The organism is Mariniblastus fucicola, from assembly GCF_008087665.1.
Taxonomy (GTDB): Bacteria; Planctomycetota; Planctomycetia; order Pirellulales; family Pirellulaceae; genus Mariniblastus; species Mariniblastus fucicola.
In genome coordinates, this window is the sequence record NZ_CP042912.1 from 3222470 (window position 1) to 3238463 (window position 15994).

Annotated in this window: 10 protein-coding genes; 5 read left to right on the forward strand and 5 right to left on the reverse strand. The window is 54.7% G+C overall.

Features of this window, described 5'->3' with window-relative positions; translation table 11 throughout:
• Nucleotides 1-147: 147 nt before the first annotated feature.
• Both MFFC18_RS11885 and MFFC18_RS11890 read right to left on the reverse strand, forming a co-directional pair.
• Nucleotides 148-1140 (reverse strand): YHYH protein, encoded by a 993-nt coding sequence (locus MFFC18_RS11885; RefSeq protein ID WP_075084595.1) that lies wholly within the window; start codon nt 1138-1140, stop codon nt 148-150.
• Between the two features lie 27 nt (nt 1141-1167).
• Nucleotides 1168-2154, reverse strand: coding sequence for a zinc-dependent alcohol dehydrogenase family protein (locus MFFC18_RS11890; protein WP_075084596.1), 987 nt, complete (start codon nt 2152-2154; stop codon nt 1168-1170).
• Between the two features lie 547 nt (nt 2155-2701).
• Here MFFC18_RS11890 and MFFC18_RS11895 point away from each other — a divergent pair.
• From MFFC18_RS11895 to MFFC18_RS11905, 3 genes are all read left to right on the forward strand, one after another.
• Nucleotides 2702-3640, forward strand: a complete 939-nt coding sequence (locus tag MFFC18_RS11895) for a carbohydrate kinase family protein (protein WP_157665151.1) — start codon at nt 2702-2704, stop codon at nt 3638-3640.
• 4 nt (nt 3641-3644) lie between these two features.
• Nucleotides 3645-5372, forward strand: a complete 1728-nt coding sequence (locus MFFC18_RS11900) for a purine-cytosine permease family protein (protein ID WP_075084598.1) — start codon at nt 3645-3647, stop codon at nt 5370-5372.
• Between the two features lie 77 nt (nt 5373-5449).
• Nucleotides 5450-6943: a mannitol dehydrogenase family protein gene (locus tag MFFC18_RS11905; protein WP_075084599.1), complete on the forward strand. Its 1494-nt coding sequence runs from the start codon at nt 5450-5452 to the stop codon at nt 6941-6943.
• 99 nt (nt 6944-7042) lie between these two features.
• Here the strand turns inward: MFFC18_RS11905 and MFFC18_RS11910 are convergent, their stop codons facing one another.
• Nucleotides 7043-8386 carry a sigma-54-dependent transcriptional regulator gene (locus MFFC18_RS11910; protein WP_075084600.1) on the reverse strand — a complete coding sequence of 448 codons (1344 nt, stop codon included), beginning with the start codon at nt 8384-8386 and terminating at the stop codon, nt 7043-7045.
• A gap of 169 nt (nt 8387-8555) precedes the next feature.
• Here MFFC18_RS11910 and MFFC18_RS11915 point away from each other — a divergent pair, with 169 nt between their 5' ends.
• Both MFFC18_RS11915 and MFFC18_RS11920 read left to right on the forward strand, forming a co-directional pair.
• A complete protein-coding gene (locus MFFC18_RS11915; RefSeq protein WP_075084601.1) occupies nt 8556-10169 on the forward strand; it encodes a sensor histidine kinase in 1614 nt (537 codons plus the stop codon).
• A 229-nt stretch (nt 10170-10398) separates the two neighbouring features.
• Nucleotides 10399-10758 carry a response regulator gene (locus tag MFFC18_RS11920; RefSeq protein WP_075084616.1) on the forward strand — a complete coding sequence of 120 codons (360 nt, stop codon included), beginning with the start codon at nt 10399-10401 and terminating at the stop codon, nt 10756-10758.
• Nucleotides 10759-10802: 44 nt separating this feature from the next.
• On the opposite strand, the gene MFFC18_RS11925 is transcribed toward MFFC18_RS11920, so the two are convergent.
• Together MFFC18_RS11925 and MFFC18_RS11930 are read right to left on the reverse strand one after the other, a co-directional pair.
• Complete coding sequence (locus tag MFFC18_RS11925; protein WP_075084602.1) at nt 10803-14183, reverse strand: efflux RND transporter permease subunit; 3381 nt, start codon at nt 14181-14183, stop codon at nt 10803-10805.
• Nucleotides 14180-15862 carry an efflux RND transporter periplasmic adaptor subunit gene (locus MFFC18_RS11930; RefSeq protein ID WP_157665152.1) on the reverse strand — a complete coding sequence of 561 codons (1683 nt, stop codon included), beginning with the start codon at nt 15860-15862 and terminating at the stop codon, nt 14180-14182. The genes MFFC18_RS11925 and MFFC18_RS11930 overlap by 4 nt, the downstream gene beginning before the upstream one ends.
• Between the last annotated feature and the right edge of the window lie 132 nt (nt 15863-15994).

A 15994-nucleotide genomic window follows, 5' to 3' on the forward strand; every position in this document is an offset into this window, starting at 1 on the left:
ACGATGAACGTCAGCCGGGTTGCGATAAGTTTTCTAAGCATCAGTTTTTCCTTTACAGCAGCAAACTGAATCGGGAGGGTCAAGGAATACGAATTGGGTTGAAGTCGGAACAGGTTGAGGTCGATCTGCGTATTGCCGAAACTGGAACTACTCAGGCTTGACGACGTTGGCTGATCCGGCGATCCCGCGAAACGCAGCGATGATTTGATTGTCACCCGCAGGACTCGCGTGATAGTGGTAGCCGCGAACGTCGTCGTAGTGCCCGCTACACTCATCCAGGTCCACAGGCTCTTTTCCGTCCTGATCGAGATGAGCGTAAATTCCAAATCCATCCAACGCGTAACCGATCATGGGAGCGTGGCCGTCGGGTTGCTCGATCTCTTTCGTGTTTCCCGTCGCCGCATGGTAGTGATAGCCAGCGTGCGGATTGACGTGCCCGCCCGAATGATCGAAAGGCGCAATCGTGTGGGCTTTGATGATGGCATGAATCGGAGCAGGCGGATCGTACTTGACGCCGTTGAACGCCACGCCGACAGGGCCATGTCCGTCGCCGACTTTCCGGAAGTCAGTCACCACTGAACGATAGGCTGGATTCACCGGAATAACATAGACGTTGTGATTGCTTTTCCATTCGACAACATCAGGAGGGCACTCGACGGCATGATTGTGATATCGCGGATCAACGTTGGGCCGCGCGGCCAGATCAAAAGCCTCTTTCGTGTCGGTGACTTTGATGCTTCCGTCTTCTCGCACAAGGTTCCACTCCGGGTCATCGTAGAGTTCGTCCAGATGAGCGATGAATTCTCCGGACACGTTGTACACGTGCCCATCCTTGATCCAGATCCCGCCCTTGTCTTCGCCGTCGGTCACATGCTTTGGAACCCACGGACCGATTGTGTGATCGGAGGGAACACTCCTGGTCGTGATGACATAACATTCTGCTCTACTGCCATCGCTGAGCGTGCGGATCTCCTTCTTGATCGGTTCGACCAGGCTGTCGGCGATAAAGTGCTCGGGGTTAACCGGTTGGACGACTTTCTGAGCGATCGTTTCGGCCTTCGGGCCACAACCAGTGCTGAGCACGACGACGCTTAGCAGTGCAACCAGCAATGGCAAAATCAGTTTGCCTTGACTATTCATTTCGATATTCCTCAAGGGTAAGGCTTCCTAATTTTCAATAACAACTTTACCCATGCCTTTGCCGCTTTCCAGACGAGCATGAGCTGCACTGGCTTCTTCAAGAGAGAAAAGTTTCTCATCCAGTACGGGTTTCAGTTCGCCGGCTTCGATGATCTCGGCCAGCTTGGTCAGGATCTCGCCATGCTGTTCACGCTTGAAATCATGCAGCATCGGAATCAGCATGAACACCACGTGCAACGACAATCCCTTGAAGTGAGCAGGAGTCAAATCCAACTCGCACATCGAAACCGTTGTGGCGACGTTGCCGTTGAGAGCGGAAGCCTCAAAGGACTTGGTAAGGTTTTCTCCACCGACTGAATCGTAAACAATGTCGAAACCGGATCCGTCGGTGTGCTTGGCCACGTAGTCTTCGACCGACTCCGATTTGTAATTGATGCCGGTCGCACCAAGCTTTTCAATGAGTGCCAACTGGCTGTCGCCGCCGCCTGTTGAGTAGACGTCGGCGCCCCAGTATTTGGCGAGTTGAACAGCGATGTGCCCCACGCCGCCGGAACCGCCGTGAACCAGAACTTTCTGTCCTTTTTTGATTCCCGCCCGAGTCAGACCTTCGTAAGCCGTGATGGCAACCAGCGGCAACGCGGCGGTTTCGGCCATCGACAGGTTCTTTGGTTTGCGAGCGATTAGTTTTGCGTCGGCAGCGATGTACTCCGCGAGCGTTCCCGGCAAGTCCGCCAGTCCGCCGGCGCAGCCGTAAACTTCGTCGCCGGCTGAAAAATCAGTGACGTCTTCACCGACGGCTTCGATCGTGCCGGCAAAGTCCATCCCGAGAATGGCGGGTGCCTCGGGTGAAAGCGGAAGGTCTTCCCCCATCTTGCGGATCATTGTGTCGACGGTGTTAACGCTTGATGCGGCGATCTTGACCAGGACGTGGCCGGATTTGACTTCTGGTTTGTCGACTTCGACCGCTTCGAACTTCGCGTCTTCGCCGTAAGTTTTGATGAGCATTGCTTTCATGATTTCTTCTCCATTTGTTGTATATTTGTTTCGTTTGCAAGTAGCAGTGGCGTCCCACGTGCTGCGTGATGGGTTGAGAGTTGGATGTAGGTGCAAGGTACCAGAATATGTCGCGGAACGATGGCGGAGACCAGGGTTTCAGCATTGGTTGCCGAAGTCATGTCCCCCTGAACGTTCAATGCGTCGCTGCAAGTGAGAGAAGGCGGGAGCTACTTGTCATCGCATGAGGTTCGCAAAGCCTGTGCCAACGACGAGACTTGGACTGGTCTGCCAGATCTTTAATTTTGGTGCCCAGATGTGCGCAGTCGTCGTCCTGAATGTCACGGAACGGACAATTTCAAAAATTGCGAAACCAGCTCTATCGCAAAACGGATGGCGTAGAATCGAACTTTGCCTGCCATTTAAGGCGGAATGAAATTTGCTATGATCGACAAATGTCAAAGTTTGGTTTGCTGAAAGTTTGGTTCGTCGGATGACGCCGACTACGAATTAGGCGATGGTCCAGAATCGCGAACCTTGCGAACGCGAGTCCTTTAAGAGAAAAGTTATGCTGGTTGTTGCTGGTGAAACCATTGTTGACCTAATTGAAGTAAGCGATCGCAAAGGTCAGTTTCAAGCTTTCACCGGCGGCGGGCCCTACAACGTCGCCAAAGGCGCTGCGAAGATGGAAGTGAAAACCGGCTATCTGTCACCAGTGTCGACCGACTCGTTCGGAGATGACTTTGTCGCCGAGATGGAGGAGTTGAACGTCATCGCGCTTTCGCCGCGATCAAATGCGCCGTCCGGATTGGCGATTGTCAAAAAAGACGCAACCGGCCACCCGTCGTACTCGTTCTATCGCGAGCGCACTGCCGATCGGGATATAGATTTGCAGCGAGTCAAGGCCGCGATGCCTTCGGCGGCGAAAGCTTTCTACATTGGCGGATTGGCAATCGCTCACGGTCAGGACGCCGACATTTGGGCAGAGTTTCTCAACGACGTGGCGTGTCCCGTGTTCGTGGATCCCAATATTCGCCCGACGTTTATCAAGGATCGCGAATCGTTCCTGCAGCGACTGGCGAAAATCTACGACGCTTCGCGTATCGTCAAGTTGTCCGATGAAGACATTGAGTGGATCGCGCCGGAAGTTCATCCGCACGACTACCTGGTCGAAGTCATGGACAAGCATGATGTCGCATTGGGCTTGCTGACAATGGGAGCCAAAGGAGCCCACGCGATCACGAAATCTGGGGGAGACGTTTTCGTGGCAGCTCCGGTCGTCGAAACCGTGGACACCGTCGGTGCAGGAGACTGTTTCTCGGCCGCAAGTCTGGCTTCCTTGCTTTGCAAGAATTCGATCGACAGCATCCCGACGAACGAGGTCCTGGCTGAAGTATTGAACTACGCTGTCACCGCGGCAGCCATCAACTGCATGCGTTCGGGCGCCAATGCTCCGACACACGCCGAGATCACGCACGCCCTCTCCACGTCATCATTCACTCCTTGAAAACATGAATACACCTGAGACATCCCAGACGATTGCCTCGATGAGGCCGGAACAGCTGCCGATTCCCGAGCACGAATTGCACGGTTGGCGTCACTTTGTCGGGCTCTACGCAGCCGAACACGTAGCGGCGACCGAGTTCGTGATCGGCGCAACGTTTGTCTCATTGGGAGCGGCCACGAAAGACATCCTGATCGGTTTGCTGATCGGTAACATTTTGGCCATCCTCAGTTGGACACTGATCACGGCACCGATCGCTGTTCAGACTCGCCTCAGCCTGTACACCTATCTGGAAAAGATCGCTGGCGATTCGATGACGAAGCTCTACAACTGGGCCAACGTGCTGATCTTCGCCGTCATTTCAGCAGCGATGATCACCGTATCGAGCACCGCTGTTCGACTGCTCTTCGGCATCCCGGCTCAATTGCAATGGTATCCCACAAGTGCATTTTTTGTCGCCGTCGTGTTGGCTGTTGGAATGATCGTCGTGTTGGTGGCGATGTATGGATTCAACGCGGTCGCAGAATTTTCAAGCGTTTGCGGACCGTGGCTGGTCGTGATGTTCATCAGCGGAGCATTGGTACTGTTTCCGGCGCTCGCGGAGAATGTTCTGGGGCGAACGACACTGTCGAGCTTGGCCGACTTTATCACGATCGGAGACCAGTCGATTTGGACCGGCACCAACAGCAACGGCGAACCGGGCATCGGACTCTGGGAAGTCATCGGGTTCGCGTGGGCTGCCAACACGATCACGCATTTTGGCTTGATCGACATGGCTTTGTTTCGCTACGCCAGGCGATCAGTTTACGGGCTGTGCACCAGTGCCGGGATGCTCTTTGGCCACTACATCGCGTGGATCGCGGCAGGCATCATGGGAGCCGGAGCAGCCGTTTTGCTGAAGTCCACGATTGTCGAACTGGATCCTGGCGACGTCGCGTTCAATGCTCTCGGACTGTCTGGTTACGTGATCGTGATTGTGGCGGGCTGGACAACAGCGAACGCGAACTTGTACCGCGCGGGCCTCGCAGCGCAAGCCATCTTTCACAACCATTCACGAAAGAAAGTCACTTTTGCAGTGGGCTGTGCGACGGTGGCAATCGCTTGTTTTCCGTTCGTGTATCGCCAGATCCTTCCGCTGTTAACCTATGCCGGATTGCTGGTCGTTCCCGTTGGAGCCATCGTTTTCGCGGAACACGTTGTCTTTCCGCGCATCGGCTTCACACGATACTGGGCTCGCTACCGCAAGCTGACGCATAGCACGCCGGCGGTCGCGTCGTGGGGAGCCGGCCTCGTGTTTGGGTTTGGGCTAAACGCACTGAACGTGATGTCTTTCTTCTATCTGTTCCTTCCGACGTGGGTCTTTACGATCGTCTTGTACACCGTACTTTCGCAACGATACGGAGCCGCCGAGAAGTATCCGGTCGAGGAAGCGGAAGAAGAGAAGCTGAATTTGGCGATCAGGAAATTCCAGACGCAGCAATCTTCGCAGCAGAAAGAGCACGCGGCCGATACGTCGACGATTTCGAAAATCCTTCGTGTCAGCGCCCAAGCCAGCTTGGCCCTGACACTGGCGTTGGCGCTCAACGTGATGTTCCGAAGCCCAGACGTTTCGACTTACGATTACCATCGCGGGATCTTTTATACTTGGGGATTTGTGTTCACAATCACTTATTTCGTGTCCGCCTACTGGAGGCTGCGACGTACCAAATCGCTGAACCAGTCGGACGCGAACTGACACGTTGCCGATCAGACGATGCTGAATCAGACAATGACGAACCTCGATCAAAAACAATCAAATCGACAGTTTTTAAAATGAACAACCTGCTCCTGTTGAAACAGAAAAATCTATCGCAACTACCCGCCGAAATCGGTCGGCCGTCTTACGATCGCGGCCAACTGACAGCGGGGATTGTGCACGTTGGCGTTGGCGGATTCCATCGCTCCCACGAAGCTGTTTACACCAATGAGCTGATGCAAGAGAGCGGAACTTCCGAGTGGGCGATCTGCGGCATCGGTCTGCGAGAATCTGATCGCAGGATGGCCGAAGTGCTTCGCAAACAGGATTACCTCTACACGCTGATCGAAAAACATCCTGACGGGGAAATCGAAAACAGAGTCATCGGTTCGCTGGTTGATTTCGTTCTGGGAGTAGACGATCGGTCGGCTGTTATTGATCGAATGGCTCATCCAGACACGCGAATTGTCTCACTAACGATCACCGAAGGCGGCTACAATGTCGATGCGACTACCGGGAAATTTGACTTCTCCAACCCGGATGCACAACACGATCTCGAGAACCCTGCGTCGCCACGATTGGTTTTCGGATTTCTGACCGCCGCGTTGCGGAAACGGCGCGACAATGGACTACCGGCATTCACCGTTCAATCCTGCGACAATATTCAGCACAACGGTGATCTGACGCGGAAGATTTTGCTGGATTTCGCGAACCGACAGGATGCTGAGTTGGCAAAATGGATTGAAGACGAAGTCAGTTTCCCCAACGCGATGGTCGATCGGATCACGCCAGTCACTACCGAAGCCGACATCAATTACCTTGCGAATACGTTCGGATTCCACGACGCGTGGCCGGTGACTTGCGAGCCGTTTTGCCAATGGGTCATTGAAGACAACTTTTCCAACGGTCGGCCCGAATGGGAGAAAGTCGGAGCACAATTCGTTTCCGATGTGACGCCTTACGAGACGATGAAGCTGAGGCTGCTCAACGCCGGACATTCCGTGTTGGGGATTCTCGGCTCGATTTTTGGCCACGAGACGATCGACGGCTGTGTCAAGGACGAGTTGTTTGCTTCTTACTTGCGAACGTTTATGGATGTCGAAGCCACGCCAACGCTCGACGCTGTCGCAGGCATTGACCTGGACCAGTACAAAGACACGCTGATCGAGCGATTTGGCAATCCAAACATCAAGGATCGACTGGAACGGATCTGCTTGGAAAGTTCCAGCAAGCTTCCTGTCTTTCTGATTCCGACAATTAATGACAATCTGGAACGCGGCGGCAGCATCAAATTCGCGGCATTGGTGGTCGCAGCATGGTGCTACTACAGTGACAAAGGCGTCGATCAACACGGCAAGGAACTGGAGATCGTCGACGAGCTAAAAACGCTGCTACACAATGCCGCGAAGGAAACGGGCAGGGACAAGTTATCCTTCCTGAAACTGAAACAGGTGTTCGGCGGTCTGGCCCAGAACCATCGCTTCGCTGAAGTGTACATTGAAATGATCGATGCACTTTACGCCAACCCGGACGTTTCGGTCCTGATGCGAAAGCTTCTGTCAGACAGCTAATCGTCAGGCAATTGATCGCAGATTGGGCGGCCCATAGTCGCTGCGGCAAATCCAGTTCATATTCCTTGCGGCCATTGGACTGGTGTCGGTCATTCGTCCCTAGCCTTCGATTCCGTGCTGCTTCATCATGCGATAGAGCTTGCGACGCTCTACGCCCAGGACGCGAGCCGCCGCCGATTTATTGCCGTTTTCCTGTTCAAGCACGTCTTTAATATGTTGGCATTGTAAAGCCATCAACGATCCCGCAGCCATTGACCCGTTGGTAGAGCGGACCAAACTGGAGTCCGAACCCTTATCCAGTTCTTCCGGCAAATCGTCGATCGTGATCAAGTCATCCGCAAGGATTTTAGCACGCTTGATGGTGTTGATCAGTTGGCGAACGTTACCGGGCCACTCGTAAGATTCCAACGAAGCCCTGGCGTCGTCTTCCAGTTCGTGCGTTTCGCCGACGAAATGATTTACCAGCATTCCAATGTCATCACCGCGGTCGCGCAATGGCGGCAACTCGACGGTCAGCACGTTAATCCGATAGTAGAGGTCTTCGCGAAAGCGGCCTTCTTCGACTTCCGTCTTCAGATTCCGATTCGTCGCGGCCACGATTCTCACATCGACACGACGCTCTTTTTCTGAACCGACCCGTCGCAGCGAGCCGTCTTCGAGGACTCGAAGAAGTTTGGGCTGTAGAGCCAGCGGCATCTCGCCGATTTCATCGATAAACAGTGTGCTGCCATCGGCGACTTCGAACAAGCCTGGTTTTGCGGCGGTGGCACCAGTAAACGAACCCTTCTCGTGGCCAAACAGCTCGCTCTCAACCAATTGTTCCGGCAGTGCCGCACAATTTACCGTCACCATCGGTCGGGCGGATCGGGAACTTCCTCGATGGATCGCTTGAGCCACCAGTTCCTTACCCGTTCCGCTTTCGCCTTCGATTAGAACCGGGTTGTCGGTTGGCGCAACGCGCTCAATCAACCGAAAGACTTTCGCGATCGCTTCGGACTGCCCGATCATCTCCTTCGCGGGCGGTTGCGAGCGGTCAATGACTTCCCGAAGTTGAGAATTCTCTTTACGAAGTTGACGACGCTCCATCGCGGCAATACATCTTCGTTCCAACTCCGGCATCGAAAACGGCTTGGACAAAAAATCAAACACGCCTCGACGCATCGACTCAACGGCGTTCTGGATCGTTCCTTCTCCGGTCAGCACAATGACTTCGGTGTCCGGATTCACGTCGCGCATGCGTTGCACCAGTTCCAACCCGCTGAGTCCGGGAAGATTCCAATCCAGAACCGCGATCCCGAAATCTCTTTTATCGCACTGGCTGATGCCGTCCTGTCCGCTGGTCGTATGGATCACGTTGTGTCCGTTTTTTTCAAACCATCGAACGTAGCCTGCGGCAAGGTCGTCGTCATCGTCTACAAACAGAATGTCGAAAGATTCTTTCATGGCGAGGGCATTGTAGTGGAGGCAGTCGGATGGTTACAGCGTCGGGGCGAGTGCTCCTGTTCGATTCCAATCCGGATTTTGTCAGGAATTCGTCCCCGGGGCTACTGCTTCGTCTGCCAGAACGATTCAGCACCAGCAAAATGCGTGAGAAACTATTACACTGGGCGGGATGCACGAAGAACACAAAATGCTGGAAAGCGAACTGCGTGGTCAGACACGCGTCCTTCGGCGACTGGCTCAAGGTGCGTCGCTGGAGGAAACTCTGGACACGCTCGTCGCTGTCGCCGAGGAAACACGGCCGGACATGATCGGCTCAATACTGTTGCTGGACAGGCAGAGCGGTTTACTGAGACATGGCGCATCCAGGAGCTTGCCCGAGAGCTATTGCAATGTTGTTGATGGCACTGCTCCAGGACCAGAAGTCGGTTCCTGCGGTACGGCGGCTTACTTTGGCAAGCGAATCATCGTCGAGGATATCGCCACGGATCCGCTTTGGAAAAGCGTTCGACAATTTGCGCTCGATGCTTCGCTTCGGGCCTGTTGGTCGGAACCGATCATGGATTCAGCAGGGGAGATCCTCGGGACGTTTGCGATGTACTACCGTGAACCGCGAAAGCCCAATCAGAGTGAACTGGATTTTGTAACCGGCAGCGCAAACCTGGCAGCACTTGCCATCGAGCGAGTCCGGTATCAGCAAGAAGTCGAGCGGGAACGCGCCGTGCTGAAAACGCTAGTCGCGAGCGTTCCGGACGCTCTAATTTCCGGTGGTCTTGATCGGAGAATTACTCATTTCAGCCGTAGTGCGTCGCGAATTTTCGGATACGAGCCAGAAGAAGTCCTCGGCAAACTGACTTCTGTTCTGTACGCCAATCCTGATGACTTTCAACTGTTGGCGAAGGAAAGGTTTAACCCGGAGTCGCACGAGAATCTTGAGATCAAGGAAGTCATGTGGCGTCGGAAGTCCGGTGAAACGTTTCCGGGCGAACTGATGGGCGCGACCATTCGTGATGAATCGGGAACGCCACACGGGTACATCGGTATGGTGCGTGACATTACCGATCGCAAAATTGCAGAGGCAAAACTGGCGGAGAGCCAACACAAACTTTTGCAGTCAGAACGACTGGCGGCGATGGGGCAGATGGTGTCTGCGATTGCTCACGAAAGCCGCAATGCGTTGCAGCGGATTCAGGTGGGTGTCGATGTGTTGCGTTACGAAATCGCAGAAGGCACGGAAGAACGCGAAGATCTTGAGCGGATCTTTCGAGCCAAACACGATCTGGAGCATTTGCACAACGATCTACGGAGCTTTGCTGGCCCGATTCAGCTGGAAATGACCGATGGCGATTTGTCGGATGTCTGGCGACTCGCGTGGAGTAACTTGCAGGTCTCGCATGCGGATCGGAAAGCTGAATTGATTGAGCATTCGACTTGCGATGATTTAACTTGTCGCTTCGACGCATTTCGGCTGGAACAGGTGTTTCGCAACCTCTTCGAAAATTCGCTCGCTGCCGGCCGTGACCCTGTGCAGGTTACGGTCACTTGTGCAAATACGGACATCGATGGCAAACCTGCAATTTCAATCTCGGTCCGTGATAACGGTCCCGGGATGCCCGATGAGGTGAAAGCTCGTGTTTTTGACGCTTTTCACACCACAAAGGCCAAAGGGACCGGCTTGGGCATGGCAATTGCCAAAAGATTCATCGACGCACATGAAGGCTCGATCACGGTTGTTGACGGGAAGATAGGCGCTGAGTTTCGAATCTCGTTGCCGCGTCATGCCTAGCTGCCGGTTTTGATTCCAGCGTGATGCAGAAATGTCCGACCTTAGCGAACGGGCGTCGGTTGCACGCGGACGGATTGAAGAAAAGCTGGGTCTGGAATGGTTTGCGAAAAACTTTCTTTGATCAACTGTGCTTAATATGTCGTCCATTGCGAACAATCAGCGTGTCCCGACTCACTCACCCGTGGTCACGATAAAACCTGTAGCAGGCGGGAGCGAGGCTCTCGACGATATGACAACCAAACTCAAAATCGTGATTGCCGATGACGAAGCAGATATTCGTCACGGGCTTCGCCGACTGCTCACGCGACTTGGCTACAACGTCGTTGGGGAAGCAGCCGACGGTCTGGCTCTGGTTGCGGTTTGCGATGCCGAACGCCCCGATCTGGTGATCACTGATTTTCGCATGCCAGAGAAATCTGGAGTTGAGGCCGCGAACGAAATCGTCGAAAAGCAAGACATTCCTTTTATCATCGTTTCGTCTTACGATCCCGCTGTCGATCAGAAACCTGCTTTCATATCGGACTATCTGCAAAAGCCAGTTTGCGTTTCCGAGCTAAAAGCCGCCATCGAGCGAGCTTGCCCTGCGTAGCGACGAGCGGAATCGGCTTGGTGGTTCAACGCATCAAAAATCCGCTACGCGTCTGATTTGCCGATCGGATTGATCCGAAAAGTTTCCACAACGATCGCGTAAAGTGCGGGCACGACAAACAGCGTCAGCAACGTTGCGACCAGCAGCCCGAAGATCATCAGCCACGCCAGACCTTCCCACAGTGGGCCTCCGGAAAGCGCGAGCGGAAACAGGCCGCCAACGGTTGTGGCCGTTGTCAGGAAAATCGGCAGCATCCGCTGCTTGCCAGCTTCGACGAGACACTGCCGGAATTCAGCTCGTGTGATGCCGGAGATCGGACCGCTGCCATCGCCTTCGCTTACTTTCTGCTTGATCAGGATGTCCGCGAACTCGATGAAAATGATTCCTGTGTTCAATACGATGCCGAACAGCGACAACAACCCAAGCTGCGGCATGAAGCCCAGCGGATTGCTGGTCAGGTACAGGCCATACCACGCACCGATGACGGCCATCGGCAGCGTCGCGAGAATCACAAGTGTCTTCGACCAGCCGTTGTACATGACGACCAGAATTAGAACGATTACCAGGAAGGAAATCAGAAACGAAGTTCCCATCTGCACCGAAGCATCCTGGCTTTCCTCGAGCGAACCGCCGACTTCAATCGTAAACCCCGTCGGTAAGTTGGCTCTGATCTTTGCCATCGCCTCCGAATTCATAATCGCGTTGACGACATCGTTACCCGAGATCCCATCTTCGACTTCCGCTTTCACTTCGATCGTCCGATTCATATCGCGGCGTTCGATTTTGACCGGAGTTCGCACGGGCCGGGTGGTGGCAATTGAGTTCAGGGGCAGTTTGCCGTTTTGGCCTTCGACGTAAGCCCGATCGATTCCCGAAAGATCATTTCGCTGGTCGGCGGCAAGCCGAAAGTAAACCGGGACCGAGTGGTCGCCTTCGCGGAACGTCGAAAGCCGCAGCCCGCTGTAGTAGGCGTTGAGCGTATCGGCGACGTCCGCGTTGGAGACGCCAGCCAGGTTGGCTTTCTCGTCGTCGATGTCCAAAGTCAGCTGGAAACCGTAAACGCCCCACGAATCATGGACGTCCCAGGTTCCCTCCTGTTCGCGAACCAACTGTTTGACTTCGTTGGTGACGCGGCGAAGGTCCTGCATGTTCGCAAAACCGTCTCCCGAGACACGAATCACCACAGGTTCGGCCGGCGGACCAAGCGAAAGCGACTTGGGCACGACGCGCGCTCCGGTGATCGGCTTGAGTCCCAAATCCTGATCGCCTTCATCGGCTACGCGGCGAATATCGGCAATGAATCCAGCGGTGACTTCGCCATCGGTCGTGCGGATCAAAATCTCTGCCACGTTGGATGCCGGAGATTGAGGGTTAAGCCCGAGCGCCCATCGCGAACCACCGCCGCCGACCATCGAGCGCATCGCACGCAAACGCTCGATCGGTTCGCCGTCGGCATTCGTTGATTGGCTCAACGTGCGGATCGTGGACTCAACCTGCTTCACGACCTGATTGGTTTGTTCGATCGTCGAAGTTTCGGGCAAGGAAATGTTAATGTAGAACTGGTCGCGTCGGTCTTGCGGAAAAAACTCGGTGCTAACAGGAAGCTGCACCGTCGCGAACAACAAGCCAATCGTTCCCAGCACGACAGGCCATTTGAACTTCACCGCCAGATGTGCGGCCACGCCGTACAGCCGCAAGAAAATGTTCTCTCCCGGCGAATCGTTGTCGTTGGTGTCAGTGACCGAATTCGAACCGTCAGCTTCAATCGCATCGGAATCGGAATTCTTGCGATGAAACATCCGCGCAATTCTCTGTCCGACTTTCGCCATCTCGTAGCCCAACCACGGCAACGGCGCCGTTGGAACGTTGGGGTCTTTGGGAGCCCGAATGAACGCCGCGGCCAGGATGACGCAAATCGTCATCGCAAAAAGCCAGCTAACGAGCAGCGTTGTCGACAGCGTCACCGGCAAGCTGTACACGTACTCGGCACCGCCGCCTTTGAGCGCCAGCAACATGGGAAAGAAAGCCGCGACGGTCGTCAAAGTTCCGGCCAGCATGGGGAACATCAGCGTGTTTGCGGCTTCCATCGCGCCTTCGGCTGGCGTCATTCCATCCATCACGTTGGTTCGCGTTTGGTCGCAAACCTGAACTGCGTTGTCGACCAGCAAACCCAAAGCGATAATGATCGAAGCCAGTGAAATCTGTTCGATCTCGACGCCGAACCAGCGAATGATGGCGATCGCGGCCAGCACCACGATGGGAATGTTGGCGGCCATCACGATCGAAGTCCTCGCTCCGACGAACAGAAAAACGACGATCACCACGATGACGATCGCCGAGATCACATTGTTGATCACGTCGTTGACTTTGGCGTTCACGTTGTCGGCTTGCAAGGACACCGGTGTGATCGCAAGGTCGGCCGGCAGCAGTTGTTCGACGTTGACCAGCCGCTCGTATTTCTCCACACACGCGTTACAGACTTCGATAATGTTGCCGCCGGCTTTCATCGTGATCGCCAGCGTGACGGCCGGATACGTTCCGGTCGTATCCGAGTATCGACAGATGACCGACGCCGGATCTTCGTAGTCCCGATGGACGCTCAATCCGATGTCACGCAGTCGTACCGGCGAAGCAGTTCTGCCGGTTTGAACGGCTCCCACGGCGATTGATTCAATTTCGTTCACAGCATCGAACTCACCGCCAGGTTTGACGTTGAACCTTCCTGCCGCGGTGTCGATTGAGCCGCCTGGCGAAACAATGTTTCGCTGCTCAACGAGATTTCGAAGCTGATCAGTTGTCAGTTCAATCTGAGCCCAATTCCCTAGATCGGTTTCGATGTAGATGGCTTCGTCTCGCACGCCATACAGTTCGACTTCGGCGACACCGGGAAGCAATCTCGCCGAATCCTGAACTCGTTCGGCAAAGATTTCCAGTTCGCGCGGCGAATAGCGGACTCGTTCGTCAACTTCCGCTTGTCCCGGCAGGGGTGTTTGATAAATCGCCAGCAACATGACCGCAGTCGATCCGAAATCATCGTTGACCACAGGGCGAACCTTATCCGTCGGCATCGTGACAAGGTCGACTTTCGCGCGGACCTTGTCCCAGACATTCTGGATCGCATCGACCGGAACGTCGTCCGTCAAGTTCACGTAAACGGTCGACAGGCCATTGATCGTCGTCGACTCGAGCTTTTCGACTTCTTCGAGCCCGTCGAGTGCTGTTTCAATTTTGTCCGTGATGAGTTCTTCGACTTTGATTGCTGGCGCACCAGGCCAGGCCGTCGCAACGACGCAAGTCCGAATAGTGAACTGCGGATCTTCGCGGCGCGGCATCGTCATGAACGTGATGCTGCCCCAAACCGTCAGCAGCGCGATCACCGTGATCACCACGGTGCGATATTGCATCGAGAGTTTGCCAATATTCACTGCGCGGCTCCGCTCTCGACCGCCCTGACTTTTTCACCGTCGACCAGATAATGGGCTCCGCGGTTGACGTATTTACGGCCCTTGAGATCGACGGAGGAATCCATCGGCTCAATCGCGACAACCGACGAAGTACCCGACGGCGATTCGAGGACTTTGACTTCGACCCGCTGCACGGTGCTGTTTTCTTCGTTGAGCAAAAACAGGAACGTTTTCTCAAACTCGTAGCCAATCGCGTCCATCGGTACGAAGTATCCAGAAGTCGTGCCTTTATCAGCAAGATTCAGTTTGACCAAATCGCCAGGCCGGAGCATCCATTGGCCTTCGTTTTGAAACAGGATTTTATCGCCGTCCCATTCGTCGATGTCGCCGCCAGGAAATTTAAGTTCGCCAGCGATCAGATCACTATCCGGATCGAAGCCTTCATCCAGTATTTCGATTTGCTGAAAAATCCAGTTGCCGAGGAATGGGACTTTGGCCTGCCCCAGCCTGACTCGCGACTTCTTCACTGTCAAAACGCGGTCTTCCGGAAGTTCGCCATCGATGCTCATGTTGGTCAGCTTCCACAGAAAGCTGCCTTGGTCGTCCTTTCCGATGGCTTCCTCGTGAACGAAATAAGTTCCGTCGCCGGCACCGGGCAGGAACTCGAAATTGACCCGCCAGGTCTGATCCATCGACGGAATGCCCATTGCTTTCGCTTCGTCGGTCGTGCGCTCATTGATAACCAACAGCGTAAGCGTGAAAGTTCGCGTTTGCGGATCGGCGACCGGGTCGACCAAATACAGATAGCCGCTTCTTTCTTCGTCAGGTCCGTCATCGCGAGTTACCAGAACCGGAATGCGTTGTCGATTTCGCATGCGTCGCGAATCTTCTGCCGAGACTTCGACTTCGACCTTGATCGGATCCATCATTTGAATCGTCGCCACAGGCGCACCAGCGGTGACGACGCTGCCTGGTACAACAGAAACGTTTGCGATCTGACCACGGAAAGACGAATAAAGCGTGCAGTCTTCCAGATTTCGCTGGGCGTCGCGAAGCGAATCTCTGGCTTGCAGCAACTGCGCCTCCAACGATTGGAGTTCAGCCTGCTGGGCTTTGGCCGAAGCATGAATCTGTTCGATCTGCGAGATGGCGGTGTTGAAGGCAGCCTCGTCCCGATCGACATCCGATTGAGCACCCGCGTTTTGAGCCACCAGTCGTTTGCTGCGCTCGTACTCGGTTTCAGCACGTTTCTTTTCGGCTTCCGCGGCTCGTAGCTGAGCCGGAAACGTTTTTTCGATTTGAATCTTCGAGGCTTCGATTGCCTGTTCCGCCCGGGAAACCTGAGCTTCCTGTGACTGCACTTGCAATTCGAAGCGTTCGCTGTTGAGCCGCGCGATGGGTGTGCCCTTGATCAACTGGTTGCCGTTGCTGTCCGAAACACGGCCTTCAATGTTCGTGTTCGGCTCGACCACCGATTCGACGCGGCCGGACACCTCAAAGCCAATCTCCTCCGTTTTCCAGGACGCCACGGTCGCCGTCACCATTGATTCATTCACCGGCTGAGTCACCGTTAGCGGCGTGACCTCCACCGGACGCGGTTTCTTTTCCGGCTTCGTTTCGGCCTGTTGCTTGCAACCGGAAAGGACTGTCATCGCAATCGCCAAAAGTACAACCGGACGGGCGACGGCAGGCAAATGCATTCGCATCCTCGATGGAGCAAAGAAAGCTCGGGGTGGCGTTCGGGATTGTTGTGTGGCTATTAAATTCATGCGGCTACGCCTAACGGTTTACGAGCGAGATCGTTGAGAGTTGGCGACTGGGGAATGTTTGCG

What these genes read in the sequence shown, in the direction of transcription:
- MFFC18_RS11885 (WP_075084595.1), bottom strand. Translation starts at nt 1,140, where the DNA reads ATGAATAGTCAAGGCAAACTGATTTTGCCATTGCTGGTTGCACTGCTA.
- MFFC18_RS11890 (WP_075084596.1), bottom strand. Translation starts at nt 2,154, where the DNA reads ATGAAAGCAATGCTCATCAAAACTTACGGCGAAGACGCGAAGTTCGAA.
- MFFC18_RS11895 (WP_157665151.1), top strand. Translation starts at nt 2,702, where the DNA reads ATGCTGGTTGTTGCTGGTGAAACCATTGTTGACCTAATTGAAGTAAGC.
- MFFC18_RS11900 (WP_075084598.1), top strand. Translation starts at nt 3,645, where the DNA reads ATGAATACACCTGAGACATCCCAGACGATTGCCTCGATGAGGCCGGAA.
- MFFC18_RS11905 (WP_075084599.1), top strand. Translation starts at nt 5,450, where the DNA reads ATGAACAACCTGCTCCTGTTGAAACAGAAAAATCTATCGCAACTACCC.
- MFFC18_RS11910 (WP_075084600.1), bottom strand. Translation starts at nt 8,386, where the DNA reads ATGAAAGAATCTTTCGACATTCTGTTTGTAGACGATGACGACGACCTT.
- MFFC18_RS11915 (WP_075084601.1), top strand. Translation starts at nt 8,556, where the DNA reads ATGCACGAAGAACACAAAATGCTGGAAAGCGAACTGCGTGGTCAGACA.
- MFFC18_RS11920 (WP_075084616.1), top strand. Translation starts at nt 10,399, where the DNA reads ATGACAACCAAACTCAAAATCGTGATTGCCGATGACGAAGCAGATATT.
- MFFC18_RS11930 (WP_157665152.1), bottom strand. Translation starts at nt 15,862, where the DNA reads ATGCATTTGCCTGCCGTCGCCCGTCCGGTTGTACTTTTGGCGATTGCG.